At 34.8% G+C, this 26,084-nt stretch carries 27 protein-coding genes and 1 pseudogene; 17 read left to right on the top strand and 11 right to left on the bottom strand.

The features are described from left to right. The first annotated feature begins 412 nt into the window (after positions 1-412). Positions 413-2,095: a glycosyltransferase family 39 protein gene (locus F6K06_RS24570; protein ID WP_124143671.1), complete on the top strand. Its 1,683-nt coding sequence runs from the start codon at positions 413-415 to the stop codon at positions 2,093-2,095. A gap of 747 nt (positions 2,096-2,842) precedes the next feature. Here F6K06_RS24570 and F6K06_RS24565 read toward each other — a convergent pair. Then, positions 2,843-3,058 carry a hypothetical protein gene (locus F6K06_RS24565; RefSeq protein WP_124143672.1) on the bottom strand — a complete coding sequence of 72 codons (216 nt, stop codon included), beginning with the start codon at positions 3,056-3,058 and terminating at the stop codon, positions 2,843-2,845. A 27-nt stretch (positions 3,059-3,085) separates the two neighbouring features. Here F6K06_RS24565 and glpK point away from each other — a divergent pair, with 27 nt between their 5' ends. The 3 genes from glpK (at position 3,086) to F6K06_RS24550 (ending at position 5,682) form a co-directional block, all read left to right on the top strand. Further along, positions 3,086-4,600, top strand: coding sequence for a glycerol kinase GlpK (gene glpK, locus F6K06_RS24560; RefSeq protein WP_124143673.1), 1,515 nt, complete (start codon positions 3,086-3,088; stop codon positions 4,598-4,600). Between the two features lie 508 nt (positions 4,601-5,108). Then, on the top strand, positions 5,109-5,459 hold the full coding sequence (clpS, locus tag F6K06_RS24555) for an ATP-dependent Clp protease adapter ClpS (RefSeq protein ID WP_124143686.1): 351 nt from the start codon (positions 5,109-5,111) through the stop codon (positions 5,457-5,459). A gap of 85 nt (positions 5,460-5,544) precedes the next feature. Beyond that, a complete protein-coding gene (locus tag F6K06_RS24550) occupies positions 5,545-5,682 on the top strand; it encodes a hypothetical protein (RefSeq protein WP_192901054.1) in 138 nt (45 codons plus the stop codon). Here the strand turns inward: F6K06_RS24550 and F6K06_RS24545 are convergent. The 3 genes and pseudogenes from F6K06_RS24545 to F6K06_RS24535 all read right to left on the bottom strand — a co-directional run. After that, positions 5,664-6,120, bottom strand: a pseudogene (locus tag F6K06_RS24545) (IS1 family transposase); the annotation flags it as partial. The gene F6K06_RS24550 and the pseudogene F6K06_RS24545 sit on opposite strands and share 19 nt — an antisense overlap. A gap of 754 nt (positions 6,121-6,874) precedes the next feature. Then, positions 6,875-7,252 carry a hypothetical protein gene (locus tag F6K06_RS24540; RefSeq protein ID WP_124143674.1) on the bottom strand — a complete coding sequence of 126 codons (378 nt, stop codon included), beginning with the start codon at positions 7,250-7,252 and terminating at the stop codon, positions 6,875-6,877. Between the two features lie 84 nt (positions 7,253-7,336). Then, complete coding sequence (locus F6K06_RS24535) at positions 7,337-7,468, bottom strand: hypothetical protein (RefSeq protein ID WP_275670300.1); 132 nt, start codon at positions 7,466-7,468, stop codon at positions 7,337-7,339. A gap of 153 nt (positions 7,469-7,621) precedes the next feature. Here F6K06_RS24535 and F6K06_RS24530 point away from each other — a divergent pair, with 153 nt between their 5' ends. Both F6K06_RS24530 and F6K06_RS24525 read left to right on the top strand, forming a co-directional pair. Next, a complete protein-coding gene (locus F6K06_RS24530; RefSeq protein WP_161564365.1) occupies positions 7,622-7,780 on the top strand; it encodes a hypothetical protein in 159 nt (52 codons plus the stop codon). A 558-nt stretch (positions 7,781-8,338) separates the two neighbouring features. Then, positions 8,339-9,274, top strand: a complete 936-nt coding sequence (locus F6K06_RS24525) for a hypothetical protein (protein ID WP_124143675.1) — start codon at positions 8,339-8,341, stop codon at positions 9,272-9,274. Between the two features lie 464 nt (positions 9,275-9,738). Here the strand turns inward: F6K06_RS24525 and F6K06_RS24520 are convergent, their stop codons facing one another. Then, the gene (locus tag F6K06_RS24520; RefSeq protein ID WP_124143676.1) at positions 9,739-10,230 is read right to left on the bottom strand and encodes a YbjN domain-containing protein; all 492 of its coding nucleotides are present in this window, start codon (positions 10,228-10,230) and stop codon (positions 9,739-9,741) included. Positions 10,231-10,333: 103 nt separating this feature from the next. On the opposite strand from F6K06_RS24520, the gene F6K06_RS24515 reads away from it, so the two are divergent. Next, positions 10,334-11,164: a class I SAM-dependent methyltransferase gene (locus tag F6K06_RS24515; protein ID WP_124143677.1), complete on the top strand. Its 831-nt coding sequence runs from the start codon at positions 10,334-10,336 to the stop codon at positions 11,162-11,164. Here the strand turns inward: F6K06_RS24515 and F6K06_RS24510 are convergent. The 4 genes from F6K06_RS24510 to F6K06_RS34235 form a co-directional block, all read right to left on the bottom strand. Then, positions 11,147-11,491: a hypothetical protein gene (locus F6K06_RS24510; RefSeq protein ID WP_287323307.1), complete on the bottom strand. Its 345-nt coding sequence runs from the start codon at positions 11,489-11,491 to the stop codon at positions 11,147-11,149. The two genes, F6K06_RS24515 and F6K06_RS24510, sit on opposite strands and share 18 nt — an antisense overlap. 190 nt (positions 11,492-11,681) lie before the next feature. Beyond that, the gene (locus tag F6K06_RS24505; RefSeq protein WP_161564366.1) at positions 11,682-11,834 is read right to left on the bottom strand and encodes a hypothetical protein; all 153 of its coding nucleotides are present in this window, start codon (positions 11,832-11,834) and stop codon (positions 11,682-11,684) included. Positions 11,835-12,311: 477 nt separating this feature from the next. Further along, positions 12,312-12,929 (bottom strand): class I SAM-dependent methyltransferase, encoded by a 618-nt coding sequence (locus tag F6K06_RS34240; protein WP_353734899.1) that lies wholly within the window; start codon positions 12,927-12,929, stop codon positions 12,312-12,314. Positions 12,930-12,956: 27 nt separating this feature from the next. After that, positions 12,957-13,409, bottom strand: a complete 453-nt coding sequence (locus tag F6K06_RS34235) for a ubiquinone biosynthesis protein UbiE (RefSeq protein ID WP_353734900.1) — start codon at positions 13,407-13,409, stop codon at positions 12,957-12,959. Positions 13,410-13,661: 252 nt separating this feature from the next. On the opposite strand from F6K06_RS34235, the gene F6K06_RS24495 reads away from it, so the two are divergent. After that, positions 13,662-13,817 (top strand): hypothetical protein, encoded by a 156-nt coding sequence (locus tag F6K06_RS24495; protein ID WP_161565049.1) that lies wholly within the window; start codon positions 13,662-13,664, stop codon positions 13,815-13,817. A 444-nt stretch (positions 13,818-14,261) separates the two neighbouring features. Here the strand turns inward: F6K06_RS24495 and glnA are convergent, their stop codons facing one another. Then, on the bottom strand, positions 14,262-15,683 hold the full coding sequence (gene glnA / locus F6K06_RS24490; protein WP_124155250.1) for a type I glutamate--ammonia ligase: 1,422 nt from the start codon (positions 15,681-15,683) through the stop codon (positions 14,262-14,264). Between the two features lie 491 nt (positions 15,684-16,174). Here glnA and apcB point away from each other — a divergent pair, with 491 nt between their 5' ends. The 5 genes from apcB (at position 16,175) to F6K06_RS24465 (ending at position 20,968) form a co-directional block, all read left to right on the top strand. Beyond that, on the top strand, positions 16,175-16,684 hold the full coding sequence (apcB, locus tag F6K06_RS24485) for an allophycocyanin subunit beta (protein WP_124143680.1): 510 nt from the start codon (positions 16,175-16,177) through the stop codon (positions 16,682-16,684). Between the two features lie 654 nt (positions 16,685-17,338). Further along, on the top strand, positions 17,339-18,190 hold the full coding sequence (locus tag F6K06_RS24480; protein ID WP_124143681.1) for a TlyA family RNA methyltransferase: 852 nt from the start codon (positions 17,339-17,341) through the stop codon (positions 18,188-18,190). Between the two features lie 7 nt (positions 18,191-18,197). Further along, entirely contained in the window at positions 18,198-19,094 is an 897-nt protein-coding gene (locus tag F6K06_RS24475; protein WP_287243404.1) for a TauD/TfdA family dioxygenase, read from the top strand. Positions 19,095-20,090: 996 nt separating this feature from the next. Beyond that, on the top strand, positions 20,091-20,237 hold the full coding sequence (locus tag F6K06_RS24470; protein WP_161564367.1) for a hypothetical protein: 147 nt from the start codon (positions 20,091-20,093) through the stop codon (positions 20,235-20,237). Between the two features lie 44 nt (positions 20,238-20,281). Beyond that, positions 20,282-20,968, top strand: coding sequence for a hypothetical protein (locus F6K06_RS24465; RefSeq protein WP_124143682.1), 687 nt, complete (start codon positions 20,282-20,284; stop codon positions 20,966-20,968). A gap of 988 nt (positions 20,969-21,956) precedes the next feature. On the opposite strand, the gene F6K06_RS24460 is transcribed toward F6K06_RS24465, so the two are convergent. Beyond that, positions 21,957-23,330 carry an NB-ARC domain-containing protein gene (locus F6K06_RS24460; RefSeq protein WP_124143683.1) on the bottom strand — a complete coding sequence of 458 codons (1,374 nt, stop codon included), beginning with the start codon at positions 23,328-23,330 and terminating at the stop codon, positions 21,957-21,959. A gap of 199 nt (positions 23,331-23,529) precedes the next feature. On the opposite strand from F6K06_RS24460, the gene F6K06_RS24455 reads away from it, so the two are divergent. The 4 genes from F6K06_RS24455 to F6K06_RS24440 all read left to right on the top strand — a co-directional run bounded on the left by F6K06_RS24455 (position 23,530) and on the right by F6K06_RS24440 (position 25,214). After that, complete coding sequence (locus tag F6K06_RS24455) at positions 23,530-24,069, top strand: hypothetical protein (RefSeq protein ID WP_124143684.1); 540 nt, start codon at positions 23,530-23,532, stop codon at positions 24,067-24,069. Between the two features lie 6 nt (positions 24,070-24,075). Then, complete coding sequence (locus tag F6K06_RS24450; protein WP_124143685.1) at positions 24,076-24,561, top strand: hypothetical protein; 486 nt, start codon at positions 24,076-24,078, stop codon at positions 24,559-24,561. Between the two features lie 52 nt (positions 24,562-24,613). Continuing rightward, positions 24,614-24,760, top strand: coding sequence for a hypothetical protein (locus F6K06_RS24445; protein ID WP_161564368.1), 147 nt, complete (start codon positions 24,614-24,616; stop codon positions 24,758-24,760). A 316-nt stretch (positions 24,761-25,076) separates the two neighbouring features. Further along, positions 25,077-25,214: a hypothetical protein gene (locus F6K06_RS24440; RefSeq protein ID WP_161564768.1), complete on the top strand. Its 138-nt coding sequence runs from the start codon at positions 25,077-25,079 to the stop codon at positions 25,212-25,214. Positions 25,215-26,084 lie beyond the last annotated feature (870 nt).

Genomic DNA, 26,084 nt, shown 5'->3' with positions numbered 1-26,084 from the left:
AAAATTTTGGTATTTTTGACAGTGATTTGAGAAGCGATAGACTGCCAGTCCGCAACGCGATCGCATATTCTCCATTTGAAATTTTATTTTTGGTCATTTGTCAAAAAAATTAGATGCGTTTTCCCTGGCTAGTCTGCCCTGCTTATGATTATTTATTCAACAAAAAAAATAGTATTTCGCTACTGAGATATATAAATACTATAGAAGTGATGTAGCTACTGCTAGACTCCGCCAAAACTCAAGCAAGAGATTTAGAAAAAAATTGTGATAATCTTTGACTTAGCTAGGGAGTAGCTCGATTGACCTATATTATACCAGTTGAAGGAAAGGTTAAAAAAGATCAAAAGCTTAAAACTCAGACAACGCAATATTTTTCTTCTCCCTTCTTCCTTCTTCCTTCTTCCTTCTGCACATGACCAAAAACATCAATCAAAAACTAATAATTTTTCTAGCATTTCTACTATTATCATTCTTCCTCAGATTTTGGACTTTATTTGTATCTGTATTAGACAAAGACGAAAGCATCTATATATTAGGAGCAGATAGTCTATTAAACGGCAACCTCCCTTATATAGAAATTTGGGATAACAAACCTCCAGGTATTTTTATCTTATTTTCCCTAACAATGCTAATTTTAGGAAAATCTATAGTATCCATCAGAATCTTATCTATTATCGCCACAACTTTTACCAGTTATTTTTTATATAGCATTGGTGCAGTAATTGACAAAAAACAAGGAGATAAAATTGGATTATTAGCAGGTGCTTTATACGCTATTTTTTCCCTACATAATGATGGTGTTGCTGCCAATGCAGAAATTTTGTTTGCTCCTTTAGTGACTGGAGCATTTTTATTATTATTTCAGAATACGAAACCATCAAATATCAAAGTATTTTTGAGCGGCCTAATTTTAGGGATAGGAATGCAAATCAAATACTTGGTAGTTATGGATGTTTTGGGATTAATTTTATTGGGAAGTTTATTTCGGAAGGAAGAAGGAAGAAGGAAGAAGGAAGAAGAAGAAAGTAGGAAGGAGAAAAGAAAACCTGGAAATAATTTTCAGACTATAGACATATTCAAAAATCTTTCCTTTTCCCTATTTAAGTTTTATATTATTTTAGGTGCAGGCTTAATTTTACCTGCCATTATCATCGCAGTTATTTATCAATTTTCAGGATATTTTGATGAATATATTTATGCGACTCTCACTGCTAATAGTAAATATGTAGTAATGCTCAATTTTTCCTGGTCAGACCTTTTCAGTAGACTCAGAAAACAGGTATTAGGAAATATTTTATTGTGGCTATGTTTATTTTGGAGTCCGGTTTATTTGTTTGTCTTTGCTAGAGGTAAATTAAAGCAAGAACGAAATTTAATCTATTTATTTTTGTGGTTTAGCTGTGCTTTTTTAGCAGTTTTATTATCAAAGCGATTTTATAATCATTACTTTTTACAATTATTACCTACTTTATGTCTAATTAGTAGCTATGTTATTATCAAATCTGTTCATTTACCTCAGCAAAAATATCAAATTCGGAATTTATATGAAGAAGCAAAAAAACCGAAAAAAACTGTTACAATCAATTCCCGAAAATTTTCTATTGACTTCCCTTCTGCCTTGCCAAATATACTTATATTCCTAATTTTAATATATCCTTTTACCCAAGCAGGTTATAACAAATCAAGTAAAAATCTAGAATTTATCTATCATCGATATATAAAAAAAATAGATACATGGGATGACAGAGAAGCTTTGATGGCTAAATATCTACAACAGAGAATTAGATCGACAGATTATATATATATCGTCAATTATGAACCAATAATTTATTACCTAGTTCCCACAAAAATTCCCACAAAATATGCTTTTCCTAGTCATTTAACAGCCATGTCTCAGATTTTACCTACGGATGCTCTCCAAGAATTAGATAAAATTATGGCGAAAAATCCCAGTTATATTTTACTAGCAGAAAAAGATAATATTAGTCCAGAATATAGAAATTATCTCAATCAATATTTAGAAAAAAAATACTTTCTAGAAACCACAATTCAAAACGTCAGATTATATCGAAGGGTGGATCTCAATTTTGAATAAAGCCAAAAATTATTGCTTTTAGGGAACAGGGAACAGGGAACAGGGAATAGGGAATAATTAATAATTAATAATTAATAATTAATAGATATCTCCGAAAAATAAATCAACCTTTTAATTAGGGTTTGCTGATTAGATGTAAAAGCACTGATATATAAACGTTTTAGCATTTTTTAGTTAAAAAAAGTCCAAGCTTTTAGGTCATATAGCGCTGTGCGCAGGCAACAGGCAATAGGTAACAGCTCCGGAAGGGGGAATAAAAAGCTGATAAGATAAAACTTTTAGCTATTGGACACCTCCTGTAATTTGTAAATATGCCAGCGCACATTGCTATAATGGTTCAAAAAATTAGAATTTTAGGCTCATAGTTGCGCAGAATAATCCCTTGATTATTCTTCCTCCTACCTCCTCTATAATTCCCATTTACCCTGTCTCCTGTCTCCTGTCTCCTGTCTCCGACCCTTACCCATAAGACTTTTTCAGCAAACCCTAATTAGATTGGTCAAGGAAAGAAAAATTTGCTAAAAAAAGATTTTTTAGCAAATTTTTCGTGAAAATATCTTACCTGTTGCCTGTTGCCTACTCCTGCAAAAAATCTATATCTTTTTCACCAGATGTCTAATGATTTCTGTATGATAATTAATTTTATTTTTGATTATTGGAGATATCTATTGAACAAAAAAAGAATTCAGAAATTAAGAAATATAATGTAAACTAAAAAAAGGAAAATAATAAGAAAAATTAAAATTTCTAGTCAAAATAGCAGTAATCGTGGTAGATAAACAAAAATCCCGAACTGACTATTGCGGTAAAAAAATCATTGGTGTTGGTGAAAAGAGGTATGATATCCTGTCCGGATAAGAGCGCGAATAAACAACTTTCTCCTTCTACTACTCTTTCTTCTTCTTTCTTTCTTCCTGACTCCTGACTCCTGACTACTAAATAATTAAGATTAATATCATACACTAATTCACCAACGCCAAATCATTTTTTATGACTAAAGACACTGAAAAATACATCCTAGCTCTCGACCTCGGTACAACAGGCAACCGAGCAATATTATTCAACTATCAAGGCGCTAGTATTGGTCAAGCTTACAAAGAACTTACTCAATATTACCCTCATCCCGGTTGGTTAGAACACGACCCAGAAGAAATATGGGAAGACACTTATGCCATGATGGAGCAAGTGTTCCGAAATACTAATATTTTCCCCTCAAATGTAGAAGCTATCGGTTTAACAGTACAACGGGAAACCTGTCTCCTCTGGGATAAAACCACAGGTAAACCACTGCACAAAGCAATAGTTTGGCAAGACCGTCGTACCGCACCCATGATTCGAGAATTAGTAGCAAAAGGCAAAGCAGAAAAAATTCAAAACTGTACCGGATTAGTTTTAGATGCTTACTTCTCAGCAACAAAATTATCCTGGATACTAGAGTGGGTAAAGCAAGAACAACCAAACATTAACCTCAGTAACGTGTTGGCAGGTACTATCGATACTTGGATTTTGTGGAAACTAACTGGTGGGCAAATTCACGCCACCGACCATAGTAACGCCAGTCGCACAATGTTAATGAACATTGAATCCCTAAATTGGGATAGAGAATTATTAGACTTGTTTCAAATTCCTAGAGAAATAATGCCGGAAATCAAACCAAGTTTTAGCATATTCGGCAAAACAAAAGCAGATTTATTAGGAATATCAATTCCTATAGCTACAATTTTAGGAGACCAACAAGCCGCCTTATTTGCCCATGGTTGCGATCGCCCCGGAATGTTAAAATGCACTTATGGTACAGGTAGTTTTTTGATTGCTAATACTGGAGATAGTCTTACTAAATCTCAAAATCAACTATTATCAACTATTGGATGGACTCAAAAAATCAATGGTAATTTGAAAACATCTTACGCTCTAGAGGGGGCAATGTTTACCACAGGAGCTTGTATTCAGTGGTTACGGGATGGGTTGAAAATCATAGACTTCGCAGCAGAAACTGAACATCTGGCAATGCAAGTGGAAGATACTAACGGTGTTTATTTTGTACCTGCTTTAAGTGGTCTCGGTGCTCCTCATTGGGATATGAATGCTCGCGGTGCTTTTCTGGGAATTACTGGAGGTGTGAAGCGGGAAAACATGGTGAGAGCAGTTTTGGAATCAATTGCTTTTCAAGTTAAAGAAGTTGTGGATGCTCTGAATCAAGATAGCGGAACTCTAATGACTAATCTAAAAGTTGATGGTGGAGGTTCGCAAAATAATTTTTTAATGCAATTTCAGGCAGATTTGTTGGGTATTCCTGTTGAACGACCTGCGTTTATTGATGCTACTGCTCAAGGAGCTGCTTTTGCTGCTGGTTTGACAGTAGGTCTATGGGATGACTATCACAAATTGGTGAATAATAGTACAGTTGGGCAGGTGTTTGAACCCGGTGAAAATGCTGCAAAAGTGCAAAAAAGTTTTATGGTTTGGCAAAAAGCTGTTAGTAGAGCCAAAAATTGGATTGAATAATTTTGGGAAGTCCTGCAACGGTAATGGTATTGATTGAACTTGAGGCAAATTACCTAATGATGTTAGCTGTTATTACCTCAGCTCCAATTAAAAGAAAGCGGTCGATCTTCGGAGCTTCCCGTAGGGTGCGATGGCGTTAGCGTTAGCGTTTGCGCAGCATGACCATAGGAAAGCTCCTCTATAAGAGGCAGCTCCTCTGTCACTCTTCGGGTCTCCTCGCCAGATCCAATCGACCAAGAGAGAGGATGTATTTCGGTTTCTTTCCTACTCAAAGTTTTTTTCACTCCCCATCTCCCCATCTCCCCTAACTGAATTACCCCCCGTATGACAAAGACACAAGCAGTAAAAATAGCAAAATTTCTCGCCATATCTAAATTAACCAACATAGGGTGAAGAAAAGATAAAATCTAAATAGGTCTTTAATATAGTTATGATAATTCCTCAAGCAGTTACAATTATGTATAAATCATCCCAATATAATTGTATGGATATACAGGAAAATAGTAGCATGGATCTTGGAATTTCCATCATCCCAATTGCAGACAATATAATAGTGGGAGTAGGGGGTAGCTCCTCTACAACTGTTGCTCCTAGACAGTTTAGTCAAGTTGTTAACAAACCATATCCCAACTACAAGGTTATTGTTTTAAATGATGATGTCAATACATTTAAGCACGTCGCTGAATGTTTGCAAAAATATATTCCAGGTATGACAAGTGATCTTGCTTGGGAGCTAACTCACCAGGTTCACAATGAAGGTCAAGCCATAGTTTGGGTTGGCCCTCTAGAACAGGCAGAATTGTATCATCAGCAGTTGAGTCGGGCCGGGTTAACAATGGCACCCTTGGAAAAAGCATAAATAATTTCAGTAGGGTAATCAACAGTATTAAAATAATTAAACAAAGTTAGATATAACTAGATATTTATTGTAATATACTAGGTTTATGTCTAACTTATTATGGGAAACTGAAGGACGGATCAAGTCAATCCGTACCGAAGGTGGTCATCGACGATTTACTGTATCTAACTTAATCGGTAACAAACAAGATAATTCGGTTGTGCATCAGCAAAGTGTGGGATAGGTAATTAAGTCACCCCAGTTCCAGGGAGCGATAATGCTGACGCAACCCTCCGCCAACGCTAAACCAGCCCTTTGTGCTGCTGTATTCTCAAATGCGAGTATGAAGCCAAATCCAATTGAAATAGGGGATGTAGCTACCGCACTTGCTCCGCTAACACTAATTTCACTATTATTAATGTCTGCTCCCAAACCTTAGCAAATTTATTCTGTCGGCAATGTCATCGGCCATTCTGTTGTCTGACAATTCTATTCCTTCGCTCCAATTGCTGTATCTGGTCTTTTCCGATCATATGCTTAATTTCAGGGGGTACTTGAGCGTTCATATCCTCCCCAATCATCGGTATGCCATTGTTTACAGTTAGTTTTACCTTCTGTGTTAACTATCAGTTCTTCAATAAATTGGTCAGTATGTTTACCAACTCTCCCTGTGAGAATCAGGCGTTGGTAATTGATGGGATGATTTATATTTCGGGGTAGCGCTCTGTAACCTACCCCGGTTAATCATTGGGGGATTGCCCCTACAAATTTCATCCTGTAATTTACCAACGCCGAGAATCAATTCACTTGAGGATGCTTGAGTCATCCCAATCCAACAATCACCTGCCCTCAGTTCATTCGACTGGCAGTGATGCCTGTTTTTTTGGACATTCATACCAAAATTTATCTCCACTGATTTGTGAGGTTTCAATATGCGCCTACATGAGCATCATGAATCATTTGTCCTTGTCTTGAGTACCTTTTAAATTTTTATCAACTGGGTAGGATGGTTAAAAGTGAGCCTATCCTACCCAAGATAACAGATAGTTTTTCTACAAGACTAAATTAAGCTCTAACAGCGTATATTGCTCCAATATTAATACTACGAGGTAGACGAGAAAAAATTGCAAAGCCTTCTTGACGCAAATATTCAGCTAATTGCTCTGGCCCTTTACTATGCTATTCCATCATAATTATTTTAATCTGATTTAATTGCCCTTTTACTACCAAAGAATCAAAGATTTCATACTCAGATCCTTCACAGTCAATCTTGGCAACAATATCCATATCTGGGTGCTGAGAAATTATTGAATTTAACTCTTCGCTAATAGGTTTTAAAGTCAGCTCTTCTTTCGGGAGAGATTTATTTTGCTTATTGTTTGTTCGGTCTTCTGAAACTCCAATACTTGCTCTTAATTCATAATCAAATTCGACTGTTACTTTTTTTCTGCATCAGCAATTCCATAACTAAATGGCTTAATTTTGAGAGAAATATCTGGGTTTAAATCAAAATTATGTAGTGCTTGTTTATCGGTAACGTTGAATGTTTCGTAACTCCAGATTGACTTCACATTTTCCTGACTAGCAAAATATAGACTAGCTAACCCTACATTCATGCCAATATCTAGCATAACTACGGGGCGGTCATAAATAAAAGTATAAATTCCTAACCAAAAAATTTCCCAAATAATAGAAAGTTCTTCTGCTGTTTGAACATTTACTTTTATGCCTTCTATTTCTACAATCAATTCATCATTTTTCTCTATAGTAAACTTGGCATTTAACTTTTTCTTGATAAATTTTGCTTGATTCAATGCTTTTTTATGGAGTAGAAAATCATGTTTTTCCTTTTCAACATATATATCCAGTGGCTTGAGAAATAATTTATCTGAGCCGCGCTATACTTCTACATCATTAAAACTCATATTTAACTTAGGAATTTTATCTACCCAATACCAATTAGGTATCTTCTGGTAATTCCTCACATTTCTCAAAAAATTCTTAGTCTTTAACAATGGTTCTTTTAACATTATTCGTATTCCTCTTAAGTAAACAAACTGAATAATTTATTTGAAGGAAAGATCACATTGTTGTTACTACTTTCTCTCCGTACCTAGCCATTGATATAACACCTAGATGAAGAAAAAAATGAGTATAATTAGGGTTTGCGCTCATAAGTCTTATTGGTGAGGGTAGGAGACAGGAGACAACCCACCCCCAACCCCTCCGGTGGAGGGGAAGACAGGAGACAGGATAAATGGGTACTTAGAGGAGGTAGGAGCGGGCGTTTTGTAAGAATGATTTTTCTGCCCAACTATGCGCCTAAAATACTAACTTTTTGAGCGTGAAGAGCTGAAAAACAGGCACTTTTTTTGAACCAAAAAAGGCTAAAACCTTTATCTGTAAATACTTTTAGATTTAATCAGCAAGCCCTAATTATAGCCATCATAGCATAATAATTCTCTTCATTTATCTAAAACTACTGATAATTTTCTCAAAGATTTTATAAAATCTTTTTATAATTGGTGAAAATTCTTAACTTTATGAAATATTAGGGATGGCACAGAGAGTAAGCATTCAGCTATTAGCAGTTAGCGCTTCCCTGCGAGATGCTACGCAAACAGTAATTAGTAATGAATAATTACTTCTCAGTTTTGAGAAGGGGACTTTAGCAGTAACTTTTTATTCTTTCTCAATTTTTCAATTGCTTTGACCTTCCACAAAATTAATGGCTGTTAACGTAGTTCCTCCGCAGGAGGCTAGCTAATAGCTGACGGCTGTTTGCGCAGCATTCCGCAGGAAATGCTTACCACAGAAGTAATATATTTAGCTATACTGGATAAATAATTAGGGAAATGGCTTTAGAATATACTTGATAAATTGATTGATTTTTTATTTTTATGAAGAACCTAATAAAAATTATCCCTTGGTTAGTTATGGCTGGCTTCGCTTGGTCTCTTGGTTTCTTTTACAATGTTTATTATGGTGGTTTAATTGGTCGGTTACGAGGAATGTACTACAATAAGGTGGCATTAGCAGCGGAGGTGGAAGGGTCAAAAAGACTGATAATTGTTGGTGGTTCGGGAGCGCACTATACTGTCAATTCTCAGTTAATGGGAGAAGAACTTGGTATTCCTGTATTTAATTTTGGCTTGGATGGAAATTTGGGTCTGAATGTAATTTTTCCTACTATTTTGGAGCAAGTTCGTCCAGGAGATGTTGTGCTGATAATTCCTGAATACTTAATGCTATTAGATGAAGATGGATTAGGCGATCGCTCTACTTACTTTGGAGTAGCTATTGGAAAACCAGGGTTAGGAGGGGTACCACCTAAGCAGTTTGCTCAAGATACTTTTGGTTTGGGCGTACCTAGTCTTAGACAATTGACAAAATCTACTATAGATATAGTTAAGCAAGTAGAAGTTTCAGGTTATTATGCCGATCCTATTACAGACTGGGGAGACCCGACTAAAACATGGGAACGCAAAAGTAAATGGTGGAAATTGACAGTTAACAAACCCGTTACTCCTCATTCAATTGCACGAATTAAGCAATTTAGAGAAGAGTTAGAAGCTAAAGAAGCAAGTTTAGTCATATCACTGCCTATCATTTATGCCAGTACAGATGAAAGAACTGTGAAAAATGTGGAGAAAACTGCTGAAGAGTTAGGTAAAATTGCTCCTCTAATTACTGACGAAAAGTTAAATTTATGGACTGACGTTAACTTGTTTGCTGATACTCACTACCATCTTAAACCAGAAGCAAAAGTTATACGTTCAAAAGAATTAGTTGAACAACTCCAACCTATAATTCAATCGACAATAAGTAATAAATAAGGTTTTAATTACCCCCTTTCTTTGTTTTTCAAGAGGGAAAAGGGAGAAAGGCTTAAAAGTCTGAAAAAAAACTTAAATTTATTCTAGATATTCACGCTTAGGTTGACACAAGCTATACCAACCAACGGTAATATAAAACCCGCTTGAAAAGTGGTCATTACGACAATAGGAAGCAATCTCGCGCAACTCCTGAGATTGCTTCTTTCCACGCTATACGACTTGGATTCTATATAAGAAGGGTTTTGTTATCTAGAAAAGAAAGACCGAAGAACCGAAAAATCTGGCTTTGTTTGAATTTTAAGCTTTTGATCTGTCCTAACCTTTCCTTCGACTGCCATACCTTAAGATACCCCCTAATTTTCCCCTTCATATCAAATCAGGTTAAATACCCTCACAATCAATAGCTTAAAACCCTGATTATTACCTTATTGTATCTATGTGCAATTAGGCGGATTTAATATCATTTATTGCCCAAATTCCGCAGCCAAAACATCATCATTATCATCAGCAAGAGTCGCAACAATAGTAATTGCCCGAGAAATTTCTCCTGGAGATAATTCTGCTACAGTACGAGTTGCCAGAATTACAATTTGATTATCCACAATAGCAAAATGAGATTCCATGGTCGATAACCAATTCATTTCCAATAATCTACGCATTAACTCGGGTTCATTTTTTGCTGGTAACTTCAGAACATAAGACCAGACATCAAAAGTATCATCATCTGTTTCTCCAGTCAGTCTGACATATACTTCCACACTACCATATTGAAATTTCCATAAATGGCCTGCTTCATTATTGGCCACCATCACTTTTTGATCTTCTGCCATATTGGCAATAATTGTTTCAATCTCTTCTATGTAGCTGAGACTGGTATCATTTTCAGTTATTTCTATATTATCTTCTTCGGTAGAAGGATTATCCACAGAAGTACTATCAGGGTTGTTAGTAGTCATAATTTATACCTATAGAAAAATTATCTATTACCAGTTTAAGTCCTGAACCTATCCTAATTACAAACAAAGCTATAATGCTATCCACAATTAGTAATCTATAGCTATGTCCAAAGCAGAAATTAATTTTCCTTATTTTGACAAAATCTTGGCCAATTTAGAAGATGAAGCAACTAAAACTATCTTTGGAAACCACGTTCACTGGGGTTATTGGGAAAATCCTAATTGGGCAAAAAATACTGCTGAAGATTTTGCGATCGCGACGGAAAAGCTATCACAAAAGGTTTATCAAGCTGCTGATATTAAGGATGGTATTTCTATTTTAGATGTGGGTTGCGGTTTTGGCGGTACAGCTGCCAGTATTAATAATAATTATTCGGAGGTAAAAATCACGGGATTAAATATAGATGAACGGCAATTAAATGTAGCTAGAAAACAAGTTCAAGCTTGTGGTGATAATTCTATTGAATTTGTGCAGGGAGATGCTACTAAAATGCCTTTTCCTGATAATTTTTTTGATGTGGTTTTGGCGGTAGAGTGCATTTTTCATTTTCCTAGTCGCTCTGCTTTTTTCCAAGAAGCAAAAAGGGTTTTAAAACCTGGTGGTAAAATTGCTTTGTCTGATTTTGTTCCTACTGCAACAATCAATTTTTTTGAACCTGTAGTTAGATTATTTATCAAAGATTTAGGTGCTGAAACTTATGGCAATGTTAATTTTTTTACTATTGCTAACTATCAAGATTTAGCAATAAAAATAGGTTTGAACAGTTTTCTAATAGAAGATATTACTTTTAATACTTTACCTACTTATAAAATCCTAAAGGAGTTTCCTGTTTTTTCAGATTCTCCAGCTAATCAGAAAACAAATAATATTTTTGAATGGGTGACACGGTTGGGACTACTACGTTATTTAATTTTGTCAGCGAGTATAGAATAATTTTCCCATTTTCAATTGAGGTCTTATAGGAGGCAACAGGCAACAGGCAACAGGCAACAGGCAACAGTGGGAAAAATATTTCCCGGTCTCAGGTTTATTATCAGCATAAGTCTTAACCAACTCATTCTTTGCACTCCACATATATGTGCTTAAGAAAATGAATTGACTATTGCGACATTCGCAACAGAGAGGAGAAGTAAATATTTTTCCCATCACAACCTCAAATTTTGGTGCTTGAGAAAATGAATTAGCTATTGCCACATTCGCAACAGAGAGGGGAAGTAGATATTTTTCCTCCACACACCTCAAATTTTGGTTGCTACACAAAATGAATTAGCTATTGCGACATCCGTAATAGAGAGGGTAAGTAGATATTTCCCTATCACACAGATGCTTAAGGAAATGAATTGACTATTGCCACATTCGCAACAAAGAGGGGAAGTAGTTATAACAGTCGCCAAGGCACTTAGGATATAAAGGACAAACATAGATAGATAGATAGATAGATAGCGATCGCCTAATTGAGATGGTCTAATAATTTGATACTTTTTCCTCCATATACCTCAAATTTTGGTGCTTGAGAAAATGAATTAGCTATTGCCACATTCGCAACAGAGAGGGGAAGTAGATATTTTTCCTCCACACACCTCAAATTTTGGTTGCTACACAAAATGAATTAGCTATTGCGACATCCGTAATAGAGAGGGTAAGTAGATATTTCCCTATCACACAGATGCTTAAGGAAATGAATTGACTATTGCCACATTCGCAACAGAGAGGGTAAGTAGATATTTCCCTATCACACACATAGATAAGGTGCTTAAAAAAATAAATATTCCGGAGAATAGACTAAAAACTCAAAATCTCAACCGAGAATTCAAAAGCCTTGCGATAAAGTAATCTTGAATTTATCCTTAATTTATTTTCAACAATTAATAATTAATAATTACCTATCCTGAAAAAGAAGAGGATTGACTAAAAAGAAAAAAAATTCTTCTTTCTCCTTTATAAAGAGAGGCTTTAAACCTTAATTATGCAACAAAATTGATTGTAAAAATTGATGATCTTTTCCCTTATGGGGTACCCTACCAACCCCATAAAATCCACGAGTGATAGGGTATATTAAACCCATAGCGCATTCTCAGTGCTACCGACTACTGACCACTTCTTCAACAGGCTTATAACCGACCCAATACTTACTAAATAAATGAACTTCAGTAGCAATATTAATAAAACCTGCTTTCTCCAAACGTTCCTCTAAATTATCTGTAATATAACTCTGATAATAAGGTTCATGAAACATTGCTGGGAAGTTTTTTAACATTGGCGCAAAATCAGGTTCATCAGAAACTTGAATCGAATCACAAATCACAAAAACACCCCCAGGTTGAGTCACTCTAAAAGCTTCTTCTATTACTTTTTGACGTACTATCGGCGGTAATTCATGGAACATAAAAACACAAGTTGTTGCCTGAAAAAAATTATCTCTCAAAGGTAAATCTTCTGCATTTCCTTGTAAAAGTTGAGGCAACTCTCTTAAGCCTTCAGATAATAATTGATGAGCTTTTTTTAAATAAGCAGAGGATAAATCAACACCATAAAGAGCAGCCTTTGGTAAAGTAGCGCGAATAAATTTTAAAGTTCTACCAGTACCACAAGCAATATCTAAAACTCGTAACTTTTGGGGAGATATCTCCTCTAAATTTTGCCCAGAAAATAACTTTTCTAATCCCATTTTTAACGGAGCTAAAATTCGTCGTCGCATGGCATCGGCAGTACCATTAAATAAAATTTATACCTGTAAATCATAGAGATTAGCTGATGTATCGCTTAAGTAGCCATCTGTTTGATAATGAAAATTTTGTAAGTAATAACTAGGATAATTTTGAGTATTTATTTGTGGAGAAAAATCTTGATATTTCTTTTGTTTAATTCTATTCCAAACTGTAGGCATATCTAGCCAAATATTAGGATAATAACTGAAAAAATCTGACCAGGGATTATCAAATATAATATTAACTGGATAAATACCATTTTCTCCATCTGCCAAATCTCTTTCCATAATTTTATCAATGCGTTTCTGCATTTTTTGGAGAATTGCGGAAGACAAAGGTTGAGTTTTAAATTCAAGAGTTGGATAAACAAAATTTCTCAGGCGAGTAGAAATTTGTTTGTGAGCTAAAGCGAAGTAAATTTTACTTTGTTGAAATGTTTGATAAGTAAATTTTGTAATAGTATCTGACATGACGATAAGTCTAAATAGATTTTGCGAGTGTTCTAGTTTTCGTTAAGAATTGTAACGCAATTATCATATAGCAGAAGGAAGAAGGAGGAAAGTTGATATTCTGTTGTTTTAGATATTCTATAAGTCAAAAGTAGTAATGGCAGTTGCTATTTGGCAGTTGCTATAATTTTGAAGAAAAGATCATATAGTACTTTGGCGTTTGACAATATTTGCGTAGCATTCCGGTAGGAAAAGGCAAGAAGCAACAGAGGAATGTCAAACACCTTAATGCATAGTGCCATAGCTAATATAGGGTTTGTTGAAAAAGTCTTATGTGTGAGGGTAGGAGTCAGGAGACAACCCACCCCTAACCCCTCCCTGGAGGGGAAGACAGGAGGAATGGGGAATTTAGAGGAGGCAGGAGAATGAATTATCCCAAGCATTGTTCTGCTATAGTCAACCCAAAATCCGCTCCTTTTTGAGTTCCCTAGAACGAAAACCTTGTACTTTTTCAAGACCAAAAAAGGCTCTTGTCTTTATCTGTCAATGCTTTTAGATTTAATCAGCAAGCCCTAATATATTCCTTCAAAAAAAATAGCCCCCATTGAAGGAGGCTATAAAAACTAACTCGCTATTTTTTCACATCATAATTATTGCTATGAGGCCAGGCAAGTAAATCAAGAATCATTTATCTAGAAAAATCATTTCTAGTCCTTACTTTGGAATGAGAATTAAATAAAATACAGACATTAAAGATCAAAGCTTAAATAAATTAAACCTTAGTCTTTCTAAATCATGTAAGTAATAAAATACTCATTTCTTAAGGTCTGAGAAAACTTCTTTTCTCCTAACTCCTGAATTCTACTTATTCAATTAGCAATCGTAGTATAGAGAAAACTCATAAGGATGAGGCCGTAGACGCATGGGATTAACCTCATTATCCAATTTGTACTCAATCCAAGTTTGAATCAAGTCCTCTGTAAATACCCCACCAGTAGTCAAAAACTCATGGTCTTTTTCCAAAGCTTCCAAAGCACCCTCTAAAGACCCAGGAGTAGAAGGAATCTTGCTTAACTCTTCCGGACTGAGGTCATAAATATCCACATCCAAAGAATCACCAGGGTCAATTTCATTCTTAATCCCATCAATACCAGCACAAAGCATCGCAGCAAAAGCCAGATAGGGGTTACAACTAGCATCAGGACAACGGAACTCTAGTCGCTTGGCCTTGGGATTTGTACCACTTAAAGGAATCCGAACAGAAGCAGAGCGGTTACCTTGAGAATAAGCTAAGTTTACTGGAGCTTCAAATCCAGGAACTAATCGCTTATAGGAATTAGTAGAAGGATTAGAGAATGCCAAAATTGCTGGAGCGTGTTTGAGGATACCACCAATATAATTAAGCGCCATCTTACTCAAGTTGGCATAACCATCACCCCAGAATAAAGGTTGTCCATCTTTCCAGATTGACTGGTGACAGTGCATACCCGAACCATTATCGTTAAATATAGGCTTAGGCATGAAAGTAATAGTTTTGCCATGTTTTTTGCCCACATTCTTGATGACATACTTATAAATCATCAAGTTGTCTGCAGCTTCTACCAATGTGCCAAACTTAAAGCCTAATTCATTCTGACCACCTGTAGCAACTTCGTGGTGATGCTTTTCAATGGGAACTCCACACTTGGCCATTGTTAACAGCATTTCTGTCCGCAAGTCTTGCATTGTATCTGTGGGAGATACAGGAAAATAACCTTCTTTGTAGCGAGGTTTATAAGCTTTGTTACCACCTGGTTCTTCACTACCAGAATTCCAGCGACCTTCTATACTATCTACATAGTAATAAGCTTTATTTTCTGTTTGGTCAAACCGAGCATCTTCAAATACAAAGAATTCTGCTTCAGGACCAAAGAAGGCAGTATCCCCAATACCTGTCGATCTTAAATAGTCAACTGCTTTCTGAGATATGACTCTGGGGCAACGGCTATACCATTCACCAGTTCGAGGTTCTTTAATACTACAAGTTATACTTAATGTTGGTTCAGCCATAAAAGGGTCAATCCAAGCAGTAGTTGGATCGAGTACCATCATCATGTCTGACTCGTTAATATTTTTCCAACCACGGATACTAGAACCGTCGAAGGCAACTCCATCTGTAAAGGAACTCTCATCAATTTGACTTCTGTGAACTGTTAAATGTTGCCAAATACCAGGTAGGTCAATGAATTTCAAATCAATAACTTGAATGTCATCATTGTTAATCCAGTTCAATACATCTTGGGCTGTTTGTGCCATATTAGCTCCTAAGTTTTAAATTTGGGCTTTCTTATCAAGAAGAATAGCCCTAATAAGAATACATCCGTTTAAAATTTTGGCTTTCTTAACAAGAAGAATAGCTGTGACATACTCCCACACTAAGCTGGCGCTATAGTGTCGGCTTCTCGTTTCGCAGCCCCGGTATCCCGTCGGACTCAACGAGCTTTAAGGACGGAATGCCCTACCGCCCTATTTTTTATATTTATCGCTGCATTTCCTAGTTAATGCTTCCCTACAAGATGCTGCGCAAACGCAAACAAGTCGCGGTCTATGAAAACACCGCAATGTGGGCAACAATAAGTTCGTATCAGCTAATAAGAATACATCCAGCCAATCATAAGAATGAAAATCCTTGAGTTTTTGTATCTAAGATTACAATATTCCCTAGCCTGAATCAAATGATTCTGCTAGGTGTCAATTTATAGTAGGGTAGGATAGAAAGTTTAAGAAATTGTTGGGAGAATAATTATATGCGGGACACTATAACTAGCTTAATAGATAATTACGATGCTAAAGGTCGTTATTTGGATCGGGATGCTGTCGATCAATTAAAATCTTATTTTGAAACTGGTACTGCGCGAGTACAAGCTGCTACATTAATCAATTCTATGGCTGCTAGTTTGGTTAAGCAAGCTGGGATTACGTTGTTCGCACAACAGCCGGAATTAATTCGTCCTGGTGGTAATGCTTATACGACTCGCCGTTATGCTGCTTGTCTACGGGATATGGATTATTATTTACGTTATGCTACTTATGCTTTGGTCGCAGGTAACACGGATGTTTTAGATGAAAGGGTCTTACAAGGTCTTCGAGAAACCTATAATTCTCTAGAAGTACCTATTGGACCTACTTTGGTTGGAATTGGTATTCTTAAAGAACTTGTTAAATCTGAGGCGGCAGCGGCGGGTATTCAAACTGGTGCTTTCTTAGAAGCACCCTTCGACCATTTAATTAGTGAGTTAGCTGAAAAGGACATTTAATTAATGAATAATGAATAATTAATAATTAATAATGTAAGTATTCAGCCGTCAGCTATCAGCTATTAATTTTGGGTTTGCGTAAAAGCAACCTTTGAAATTGAAAAAGAATAAAAAGTTACCGCCAGTCCCTGGAAAAAACCTTATAAGTAATTAGGTTTGCTGAAAAAGTCTTTTAGTAGGGGTAGTAGACAGTAGACAGTAGACAGGAGACAGGAAGAACGGAGAATTTAGAGGAGGTAGTCGGAAAAATTGTCCCTCAATTTTTCTGCCATAATAATTCCAAAATACTAGCTTTATGCAGCTCTTGCCACCGAAAAGTTGGTACTTTTTTTAACCCAAAAACGTTCAAGCCTTTATCTGTTAATACTTTGATCTTTAATCAGCAAGCTCTAATTATTCATTACTAATTGCTGATAGCTGTTTGCGCAGCATTCCGTAGGAAATACTTACTTAATAATTATTCATTACCAAGCGTAAAAATGGGATTTGGAAACCAAATCCCTACAGTTTTTTTCAGAACTAAGTAATTAATTATTTTGATTTTTTTTAACATTAACGAAGCGGATTTTTACAACTCAAAAAGCTGATAACTACTTGCGGAACATTCCGAAACGGAAATTCTAAAAGCTGATAGCTAGTTAATCATTAAAATTTGTGGTTAAACAAAGATTAGATATTTTATTGGTCGAACAAAACTTATGTACTTCTCGGCAAAAAGCTCAAGTTTTGATTAGAGCAGGAGAAGTAATGGTAAATCAGCAAATAATTGATAAACCAGGAACTGAAGTAGAGTCTGAGGCGAATATAAAAGTTAAGCAAAAGTCTTTGTATGTTTCTAGGGGAGGTTATAAACTTGCTAAAGCATTAGAATATTTTTCTATCCCTATTTCTGACAGAATATGTCTTGATGGAGGTATTTCAACAGGTGGGTTTACAGACTGTTTGTTACAAGCGGGGGCTAAATTAGTTTACGGTATTGATGTGGGATATGGGCAAGTTGACTGGGGTTTGCGTAATGACCAAAGAGTTGTTTTAAAAGAGAGAACTAACCTACGTTATTTAACTCCTACAGAATTATATGGCGAGGAGTTAGTATTAAATTCTCAAGCACAGGAAAATTCAGAAATATATCCTAATTTAGCAGTAGTTGATGTTTCTTTTATTTCTGTAATTAAAGTTTTACCTGCTTTATGGCAATTACTTATTCCACCTCGTGAAACAATATTGTTGGTAAAACCTCAGTTTGAAGTAGGGAAAAAACGAGTAGGTAAAAAAGGTGTGGTACGTTCCTCTACTGACCAAGCTGAAGCAATTTTTCAAATATGGAATAGCGCTCAGAATTTAGGATGGGGATATTCTGGTTTAACCTGGTCTCCTATACAAGGTCCGGCTGGTAATATAGAATATTTATTATGGTTAAATATTGAGAGTAAACTTTCACTAGACTTGAGAGCGATCGCTCAGATAACGAAATTAGCTCAAGAAGAATTTAATCATAGTTCGTAATTAAAATATGAATGCTATTAGGCAAAATATAAGTATTGAAAAATATCAAAATTATCGGCTTGGTAAAGAAATTTTTCCAGGCTTTAATCTTGTGAATTTAAGTCCAAAACAGGCAGAAGAATTGAAGGAAAATCTCTGGGAAAATGGTGTTATTTTCATCCGCAACCAAAATCTGACGGCATCTCAGTTAACAGAATTTGCCAGACAGACCTTTAGAGATTCAAGTCTTGGTCATCGCCGCCCAAAATCCCTAAATCCTGAAATTCCTGCATACTTACAAAGTTCAGGGTGTGGTATTTTAGGGAATCCTAAAGGATTATCTCAGAATGTGCTAGGTAAGATTGCCTGGCAATGGCATCACGACAAAGACCTTCTTCCAAAAACTGCTGGGTTAGAGATGAATACTCCTTATGTGGTCATGCTATATGGTGTGACTATCCCTTCAGAAGGCATTGATGGACAGCCTCATACTACTGGTTTTCTAGATATGATCAAAGCTTATAATAACTTTGAACCTGAATATCAGCAGCAATTAGAACAGCTTTCAATGTATCATCTTTCTCCCGTATCTCCACAACCAGGGGAGGAGATCCCCAGGAAACTACATCCTTTAGTATCAACTCACCAAATAACTGGACGTAAAGGTTTATATTTGGGTTCAGACACTTCTATTCTACAGGGACTTGAGGATAAACCTGATTTGGCAAAGCGATATTGGGTAGAGTTATTTGAGAAAGCTCTTAATTATACACCTATTTATCATCATGTTTGGCAAGCTGGAGATATTGTATTTTGGGATAACTCCCAAGTTATGCACACTGGAAAAGCTTACGATTCTACTAAATATAAACCCATTGCTTTGCGTATTGGAGTTGTGAATAACCGTGATGACTATAACTGCTAAATTGACAAAAAATTACATCTATTTCATTTTGATAACTCATTAATTTATCCTTATATATTTGCTCTATTTTTATCTTAAAGAGTTAAAGTATTACCGAATAATTAATAATTAATAATTAAATAATTCTGGTTTAAAGCTGACCCTTTTAAGGGAAAAAAGCGGTCGAGAGATGGCGATATTCGGAGCGACTCTGTCAAGAGCGGGTCTCCTCGCCATATTCAATCGACTAAGAAAAGAAATAATATTTCCTTATATTCAATTCCGTAAGGGTTTTAACCAGAGGTAATTATCAATTATCCATGATCAATTATCAATTAATAAAAGCAGTTTTGGAGTTTAGTGAATAGGGAATAGAAATTAGAATTAAACGTCAGCATTCAGCCGTCAGCTATCAGCCATCAGCTATTGCTTTTAATTTTAGATAAAAGCTTTACTAATTGAGTCATAATTTATGCTTACGCTCTCTAGCTGGCTGAAACAGTCTATATTAATTAAAACCCCCTTCTTTCCCTTATTTTGCTGAGAGCTGACAGCTAATAGCTGTTTGCGCAGCATTCCGCAGGAAATGCTTACTATTAAACTGTACCTCACCATCCTAAAAAATGCTGTAATATTTTTAGATTATTATATAAATAATATAAGTTATTTTTACTATTAATTTTCTCAATAAACTGCTAAATAGTGGTTGGTTAATATGAGTTTATTCATATATTTAAAAGTTATACCAATTACCAAAAATAATCATCTACATATGCAACAATTCAATGGTTAAGTAATTAGTACAGTTAAGTAAAATTAAATACGATTATCAAACACTTACTATATATTATTCATATTTTTACTACTCTCTTCGACCTACGGACGTTACATACAATTTTCCTAAAACCCCTCAAGAAAATATAGAAAAATTTTTGATATTTGGTATAATATTTTAGGGTTTTGGTAGGTGGTAAGCTAAATATCTGGTATACATAAAATTAGAGGGAGGAGAGCAGAATGGTTTGGGAAAATTCACAGGAAAACAAGAGCATTTTCATAGAAATTTTCAAATATATAGGTGATCGGTGGCGATCGCCTAACCTTAAATCTTCAAATATTGAACTTCCACAGTTACTTACTCCTGAAAGTATTCTTCCACAATAATCTGAGGATATAGATAATTTTTTTGCTGTAACTATTAAATTGCCATGTTCATCCGAAAAATTAGTATATTTTTTCTTTTCCTGATTAAATTATCTATTTATATATTTTGTACTTCATTTATTTTTAGCACAATAATTTCTGCCAAAATTATATCTGTCAAATTAGCGGATCGATTTTTATATAGTTTAATTCTCTTTGGCGATTTTTTAAGAGGAATAGAAATAGTTGAACTTTTTAATATTGTTGCTTTTGCTGTTGTGGGAATGGGTTTTGGTTTAGCAAGTATTTTTTTACCTAAGTATTTAGGTCGTTATGTGAGTGCAATTCTATTAATAATTTTAGTGCCAATAATTTTTCTCACGACTCAAATGGTGAGATATGATATTTGGGTAGAACAGGTAGCAAATAACGAAAATTTATCTCTTGATGGAGCGGAATTACTAGCTAATTCATTTTTAAATCAAAGGGTAGGTAATGATGGTATTTATGGCTTCTATTTATATACTGCTCAGTTTCCTATCCTACCTGATAAAAAAGTACAGATGAATAATTTAGATAGATTGGAAAAGAGTGTTAATTCAAAGTTTGTGAGTCTGATAGGAGTTCCACCAGGGGTTATTTCTTGGGCAATTAGTTTGTGTTTTTGGGCGATTAGAATTTTTTATTTTGTAGTAGCAGTAGTCACGACTGTTGCTCACTTCAGAGAAGGTTTAAGGATCGTAAAATGTTAATCTTGTAGATTAAATTTTGCTCTGGGAATTATAGCAAATCTCAAAAACTTTTCTATGTTTTCTTGAGTGAGGGAGATGGGGAGATGGGGAGATGGGGAGTAGTAAACATAAGAATAGTTAATATCATGTTCAGTTGAATACTTATAAATAAATGTTGTGAGTTTTCAGGAGTCAACCCACCCCTCGCCCCTCCCCCTCCCAGGAGGGGAACTCAGGAGTCAGGAGGGAAAAAAAGGGCAAAAAGAGGAAATATTGGAGAAAAGTAAAGATAATTTCATTATTTCTTTGGTACCGTCGGTACTGTCAGTCCTTAAATTTTATTTATAACTGATTATCCGCAATTCGTAGCTCCCCCGGAGGGGGAACATGATATAACACATTAGGTGGCTAATAATCCCTTTTCACGTTATTGAATCCTACTAATTACTTAATTCATTGAAGTCTTGCATAAGTATCGCATTCTTTTTGAGAAATTGTATTATACAGCAGAGAATTTAGCTAATTATTGAATTTTTAACAACAGCGAGTGCCATTTCAGTTATCAGTTGTCAGTTGCCAGTTATTAGTTATGAGTACATCCTGCAATAGGGAGGCAATAAATACGGAATATTGTTTTTTTATCTATAGCGCTATGTCTTTTGGTTAAGACAAGAAATTTGGGTTGTAAGGGAACAGGGAATAGAGAAATTTTCTAAGGTATTTGCGTAGCGCTATAGAATATACTTTAAATCTTTTTTTCATACTTTTTTTTGCTCTATCTCTTCTCTATTGTTTACTACCTGTTTCTGTCAAAACTCTAATTTAATTGATTGGATATAATACCAATTTGGAAAAATAATTTTACGAATAATAAGATAAATTAAAATACTTTATAGGAAATGTTAATTGGACTAAAAAGATTAATTCCTAGCTAATAAATAGTATCAAAGCCATTCATTCTGACTCCTTACTCCTAATAAATAACCTAGTTATTTGTAGCAAATATTTATCAAATTGATGTAACATACTGCTTCAGCAAAGGTAAAAGAGTAAAATTGTTTTCTTGTTTTTCTATTAGAGAGCGTCGCTGCAAAGATTTAATGATATTCAACAAGTCTGAAGCTGGTATTTGTAAATTATCTAATAAGGTTGAAATAGTTGCTGGTTCGGTTGTGGTTGCTAGGTGAGAGATTACTTGTTTTTCTACTTCTGATAAACGGGAAAGTTGCTGATGTAATAATTCTTTGATGTCTGCGTCTAAAAATAGAGGGTCGTATTGAAATAATTCTGAGATATTTCCACTGAATAAGTCATTAATAGTTGTGGCAATTATATTTAACCAAGTGGGGTTGCCTTGATAAAAGTCAATCAATTTTTGCCATTGTTCGTCTACTTGTAAGTCTTGGTCTTTGAGAATTTTTGTAGCTGCTTGCTCATCTAAACCTTTGAGGTGTAATGAACGAATGGATGTATTTTTACCTTTAATAATTTCTCTGAGTTTTTCTCTACTAATTATTAGGCAACAACTCTGATGGGAGAGTTGGGCAATAAGTTGGAAAAATTGGCTGTAGTTTTCATATTCTGGAGTGTAATGACTTGCTAGTTTGCCACTACTAAATATTGTTTGGATGTCATCTAATATTATGAGGCAGCGGTGCTTTCTCAATTTTTCTAAAAGATGGGAATTTTCTGAGGTTTCGAGAGTGGAATTTTGGTTAGACATAAATTGAATGAGTCGGGTTTGAATTGTTTTGAGTTGTGGAGAGTCTCGGAGACTTTGCCAAATTATATAGTCGAATTTATTTTGAATATTTTTGATGAGTTGAAGAGCTAATGTTGTTTTGCCAATACCATTCATTCCGTGAAGCATCACTATTTTTTTTTGTTCTTGGAGAATCCATTTTTTGAGGGTTTTTATTTCCTGAGTTCTACCGTAGAATTTTTTATGGTCTGGTGCGTCTGAGAGGTCTATTTTTGGTCGAGGTATAGTCTGGGATTTGTTGATATTTGGTTGGGGAAAATTTTCAGGATTTATAGTTTCTGAGGAGGGGGAAGTTTCAGGGCAAAAATTTATATTCTTAATTCCTACAAAATCTTTTTCTATATTTGGTGATGAAACTATGGAAAACTGCCATCTATAAAATGTAGTGCGTAGATTAGATTTATTTACTTGTTCACCGAAAGTCTCTGAAAAGGTTTTCCATAATTCTGAAGCGACATCTCTGACATGACCATTAGTGCATTGAAATTCTTGAGCAATTTCCGAATATTTTTTACCTTGAAAAGTACCTCTTAATATTACTTGTTGGAGGTCGTCTAAATGTTTTCCTGTTTTGTTAAATATGAGATGGTCAGCTAAATTTAATATTTCTTGGATATCCATAGATAAGGTAAGTAGGAGAGTTTTGTATATTTTAATCCGACATTACCCTACACCATAAATTTTTTAACCAAATTTAATGACGAAAGAGAGATTTTTCAATCATTAAACTCCCTACTTTTACAGATTATTCCCTACTGACAATAAAAAAAATTTGTGATGGAATTGAAAAAGAGCAAACATTAAGTCGTTAAGTTGATTTATGACTGAAGAATCAGAGCTAGTTCAATTAATTATAGAGAATTTTTCTGAGATTCTGAGATATTTACAGCAACAATATGATGAGTTACCCCCGGAACTGAAAAAGGTTGTTGAAAGTATACCCGATTTTTTAAGTGATCTTGAAACAGATAGTCAACTTATTAACAAACGGGAAGTTTATGAAATTATTGCCGAATTTCTCCAAAAAAACTTAAATGAAGAACTACCTTTATGTCTGGATGCTACTCATATTATTTGCGAGGAAAATGACCCAAGGTTACTAAAAGAAAGAACTGGAGATGCAGAAAAACTTGCTGAGGATGCCAAAGAATTAATTTTAAGTATTAAAGTGCATTACGAGCTATTAAAGAATCTCACATATAATCGGAAAACTGAATTTTTTTATCATAAAAAAAATCAACCAGCAGTTAAAAAAGTAGAAGAGGAATTAGATTGGGATAGAATTCCTGGTGATGTCCGATCAAGCTATTTAATTGAAGGTCAAAAAATCTCAACTTTTAAACTTTATCCAATAGAGTAGAAAATTATGGAACAATTTTTAATAGCTATAGCAATAGCATTAGGATTAGCAGCAGTTGCAGTAGCTGTAGTAGCAAGATTTTGGAAGCAAATTCTAAAATGGGCGGAAGATAGCCTTTTTCCTTGGATTAAAACTAATATTCCATGGATTGAAAGTGAAGTAAGACAAGTATTTAGTGCTGTAGATAATGTTGCTGTTGCTACCCGTAATATTTTTCGTAAAGCGTGGGAAAAGTTACGTGAATATTTGCTAAAGCTAGTAATAAAACTAGAAAGAAAATCATCAGGTGAATGGAAAAAACGAGTCACATCTTGGAAAATAAAAATTGAATCTGGTCAAAAAGTTCCGGTAAGAACGGAGACAGAAGAAGTAGTAGATTGGGAGGATTTACCTCAAGATGTTCGTGAAGAGTGGTTAAAACAAGAGAAAAGTAAGGTTGAAATTGATGTAACTGAGTATCGCGACCGGGAAATTATGGAAATGTATACTTAGTCAAGTAGAATTTTTAAAAGGAAAAACTCTGACTATCTGGAGGTGAAAAAAAATGGATAAAAAGTTGGGTGAATATTTGCTACAGCAAGTAATAAAACTAGAAATACAATCATCAGGTGGATGGATAAAGCAAATCACATCTTCGGCAATCAAAATCTTTGAATCTGGTCAAAAAGTTCCGGTAAAAATTGACCTATAAAAAGAAGTAGATTGAGATGAAGTACCTCCAAATGTTCGTGCAGAGTTTTTACGCCATGAGAAAAGTCAGATTGAAATTTATGTAACTAAATCTCGCGATCGATAAATTTATGAAATGGATATATCTGCTTAGTCAAGTAGAATTTTTCAGAGGAAAAACTATGGCTTTTTATTGGTAAAAAGAAATGGATAATATAAAAATTGCTTTGCTTTCTATTTCTGGAATTATAGGTTTAGGTTCTGGAGCATTTTATTTTTTAAGCAAACAGAATGAGACAGAAACTTGCACCAATATTGATAGATAGTTTGAGGAAAGATTGGCAATTTCATTAGCAGAAAAGTTAGCCGAATCGACTGAAGAAGTTTTAGCAACACTTCAAGGTACATCAAATCCTATAATCACCGATAAAATTCGTGAAATAATTGATTCTGCTAGGTTAACTTTTACAAGATAAAAATCTATTAATGACATAGAGATTTGCCTAAAAGTAGATTATGTTAATGGTAAATCTTTCTCGGTAGCTACTAACTGGAACTGGGATGAATTACCACAAACAATTAGGTCTGAATTTCTCCGAAGTGATAATAATATAGTCAGTCGCCCCTGGTATTTTCCTTGGGATAACCAATAAATATTATCTTATTAATCCTATGTATCAATTCTTATAAAGAGTGAGGTATTAATTTCTAGGTTTTAGGTAACAAAAAATAGGGAATATAAAAATTGACAAAGCATATCTGGTAAAGTAATAAAGATTGTTTCATCATTCCTCCTCGCAATGACATTTGAACTTAATTAAACCCACCTAATTAGGGTTTGCTGAAAAAGTATTTTTGTTGAGGCAGAGAAATTCTATGCAATGTCCGTATAGAGTCAGAATAAATAGGAGTTATAGAGAAAGTAGTCGAAAAAATCGTAAGAGCGATCTTCCTGTCTCCCTTACCGCAAAATGCTCACTTTTTAAACTCTATCAAATAAAAAGCTGATACTTTTTCAAGGCTTCAAATTTCTAAAATCTTTATCTGTTCTTTATCTCTAAAAACTTTTAAATTTAATCAGGAAGCCATAATTATATTGGGTGCATCTCATATTTATTTGCCAAAATAATTTTTTCCTATTTTCTATTCCCTGTTTCCAGTTAAGTGTTCCCTAAAAGTGGTAAATTTTTGGCTTTCTTCACCCATTGAGATGCACCCATTATATTTTTGATTAACTGAGGAGAATTAATTTATGCCTACAGGATGGAAAAAAGTCATAAATACAGAAGAAACAAAAAGTACAAATTCCAACAAACCTCCCGAACAAACTTCCACTAATAAATCCT

Source organism: Okeania sp. SIO1H4 (assembly GCF_010672695.1).
Classification (GTDB): domain Bacteria; phylum Cyanobacteriota; class Cyanobacteriia; order Cyanobacteriales; family Microcoleaceae; genus Okeania; species Okeania hirsuta.
Note: the sequence above shows the minus strand (reverse complement) of the source record. Positions and strands in the feature narration are given on the sequence as shown.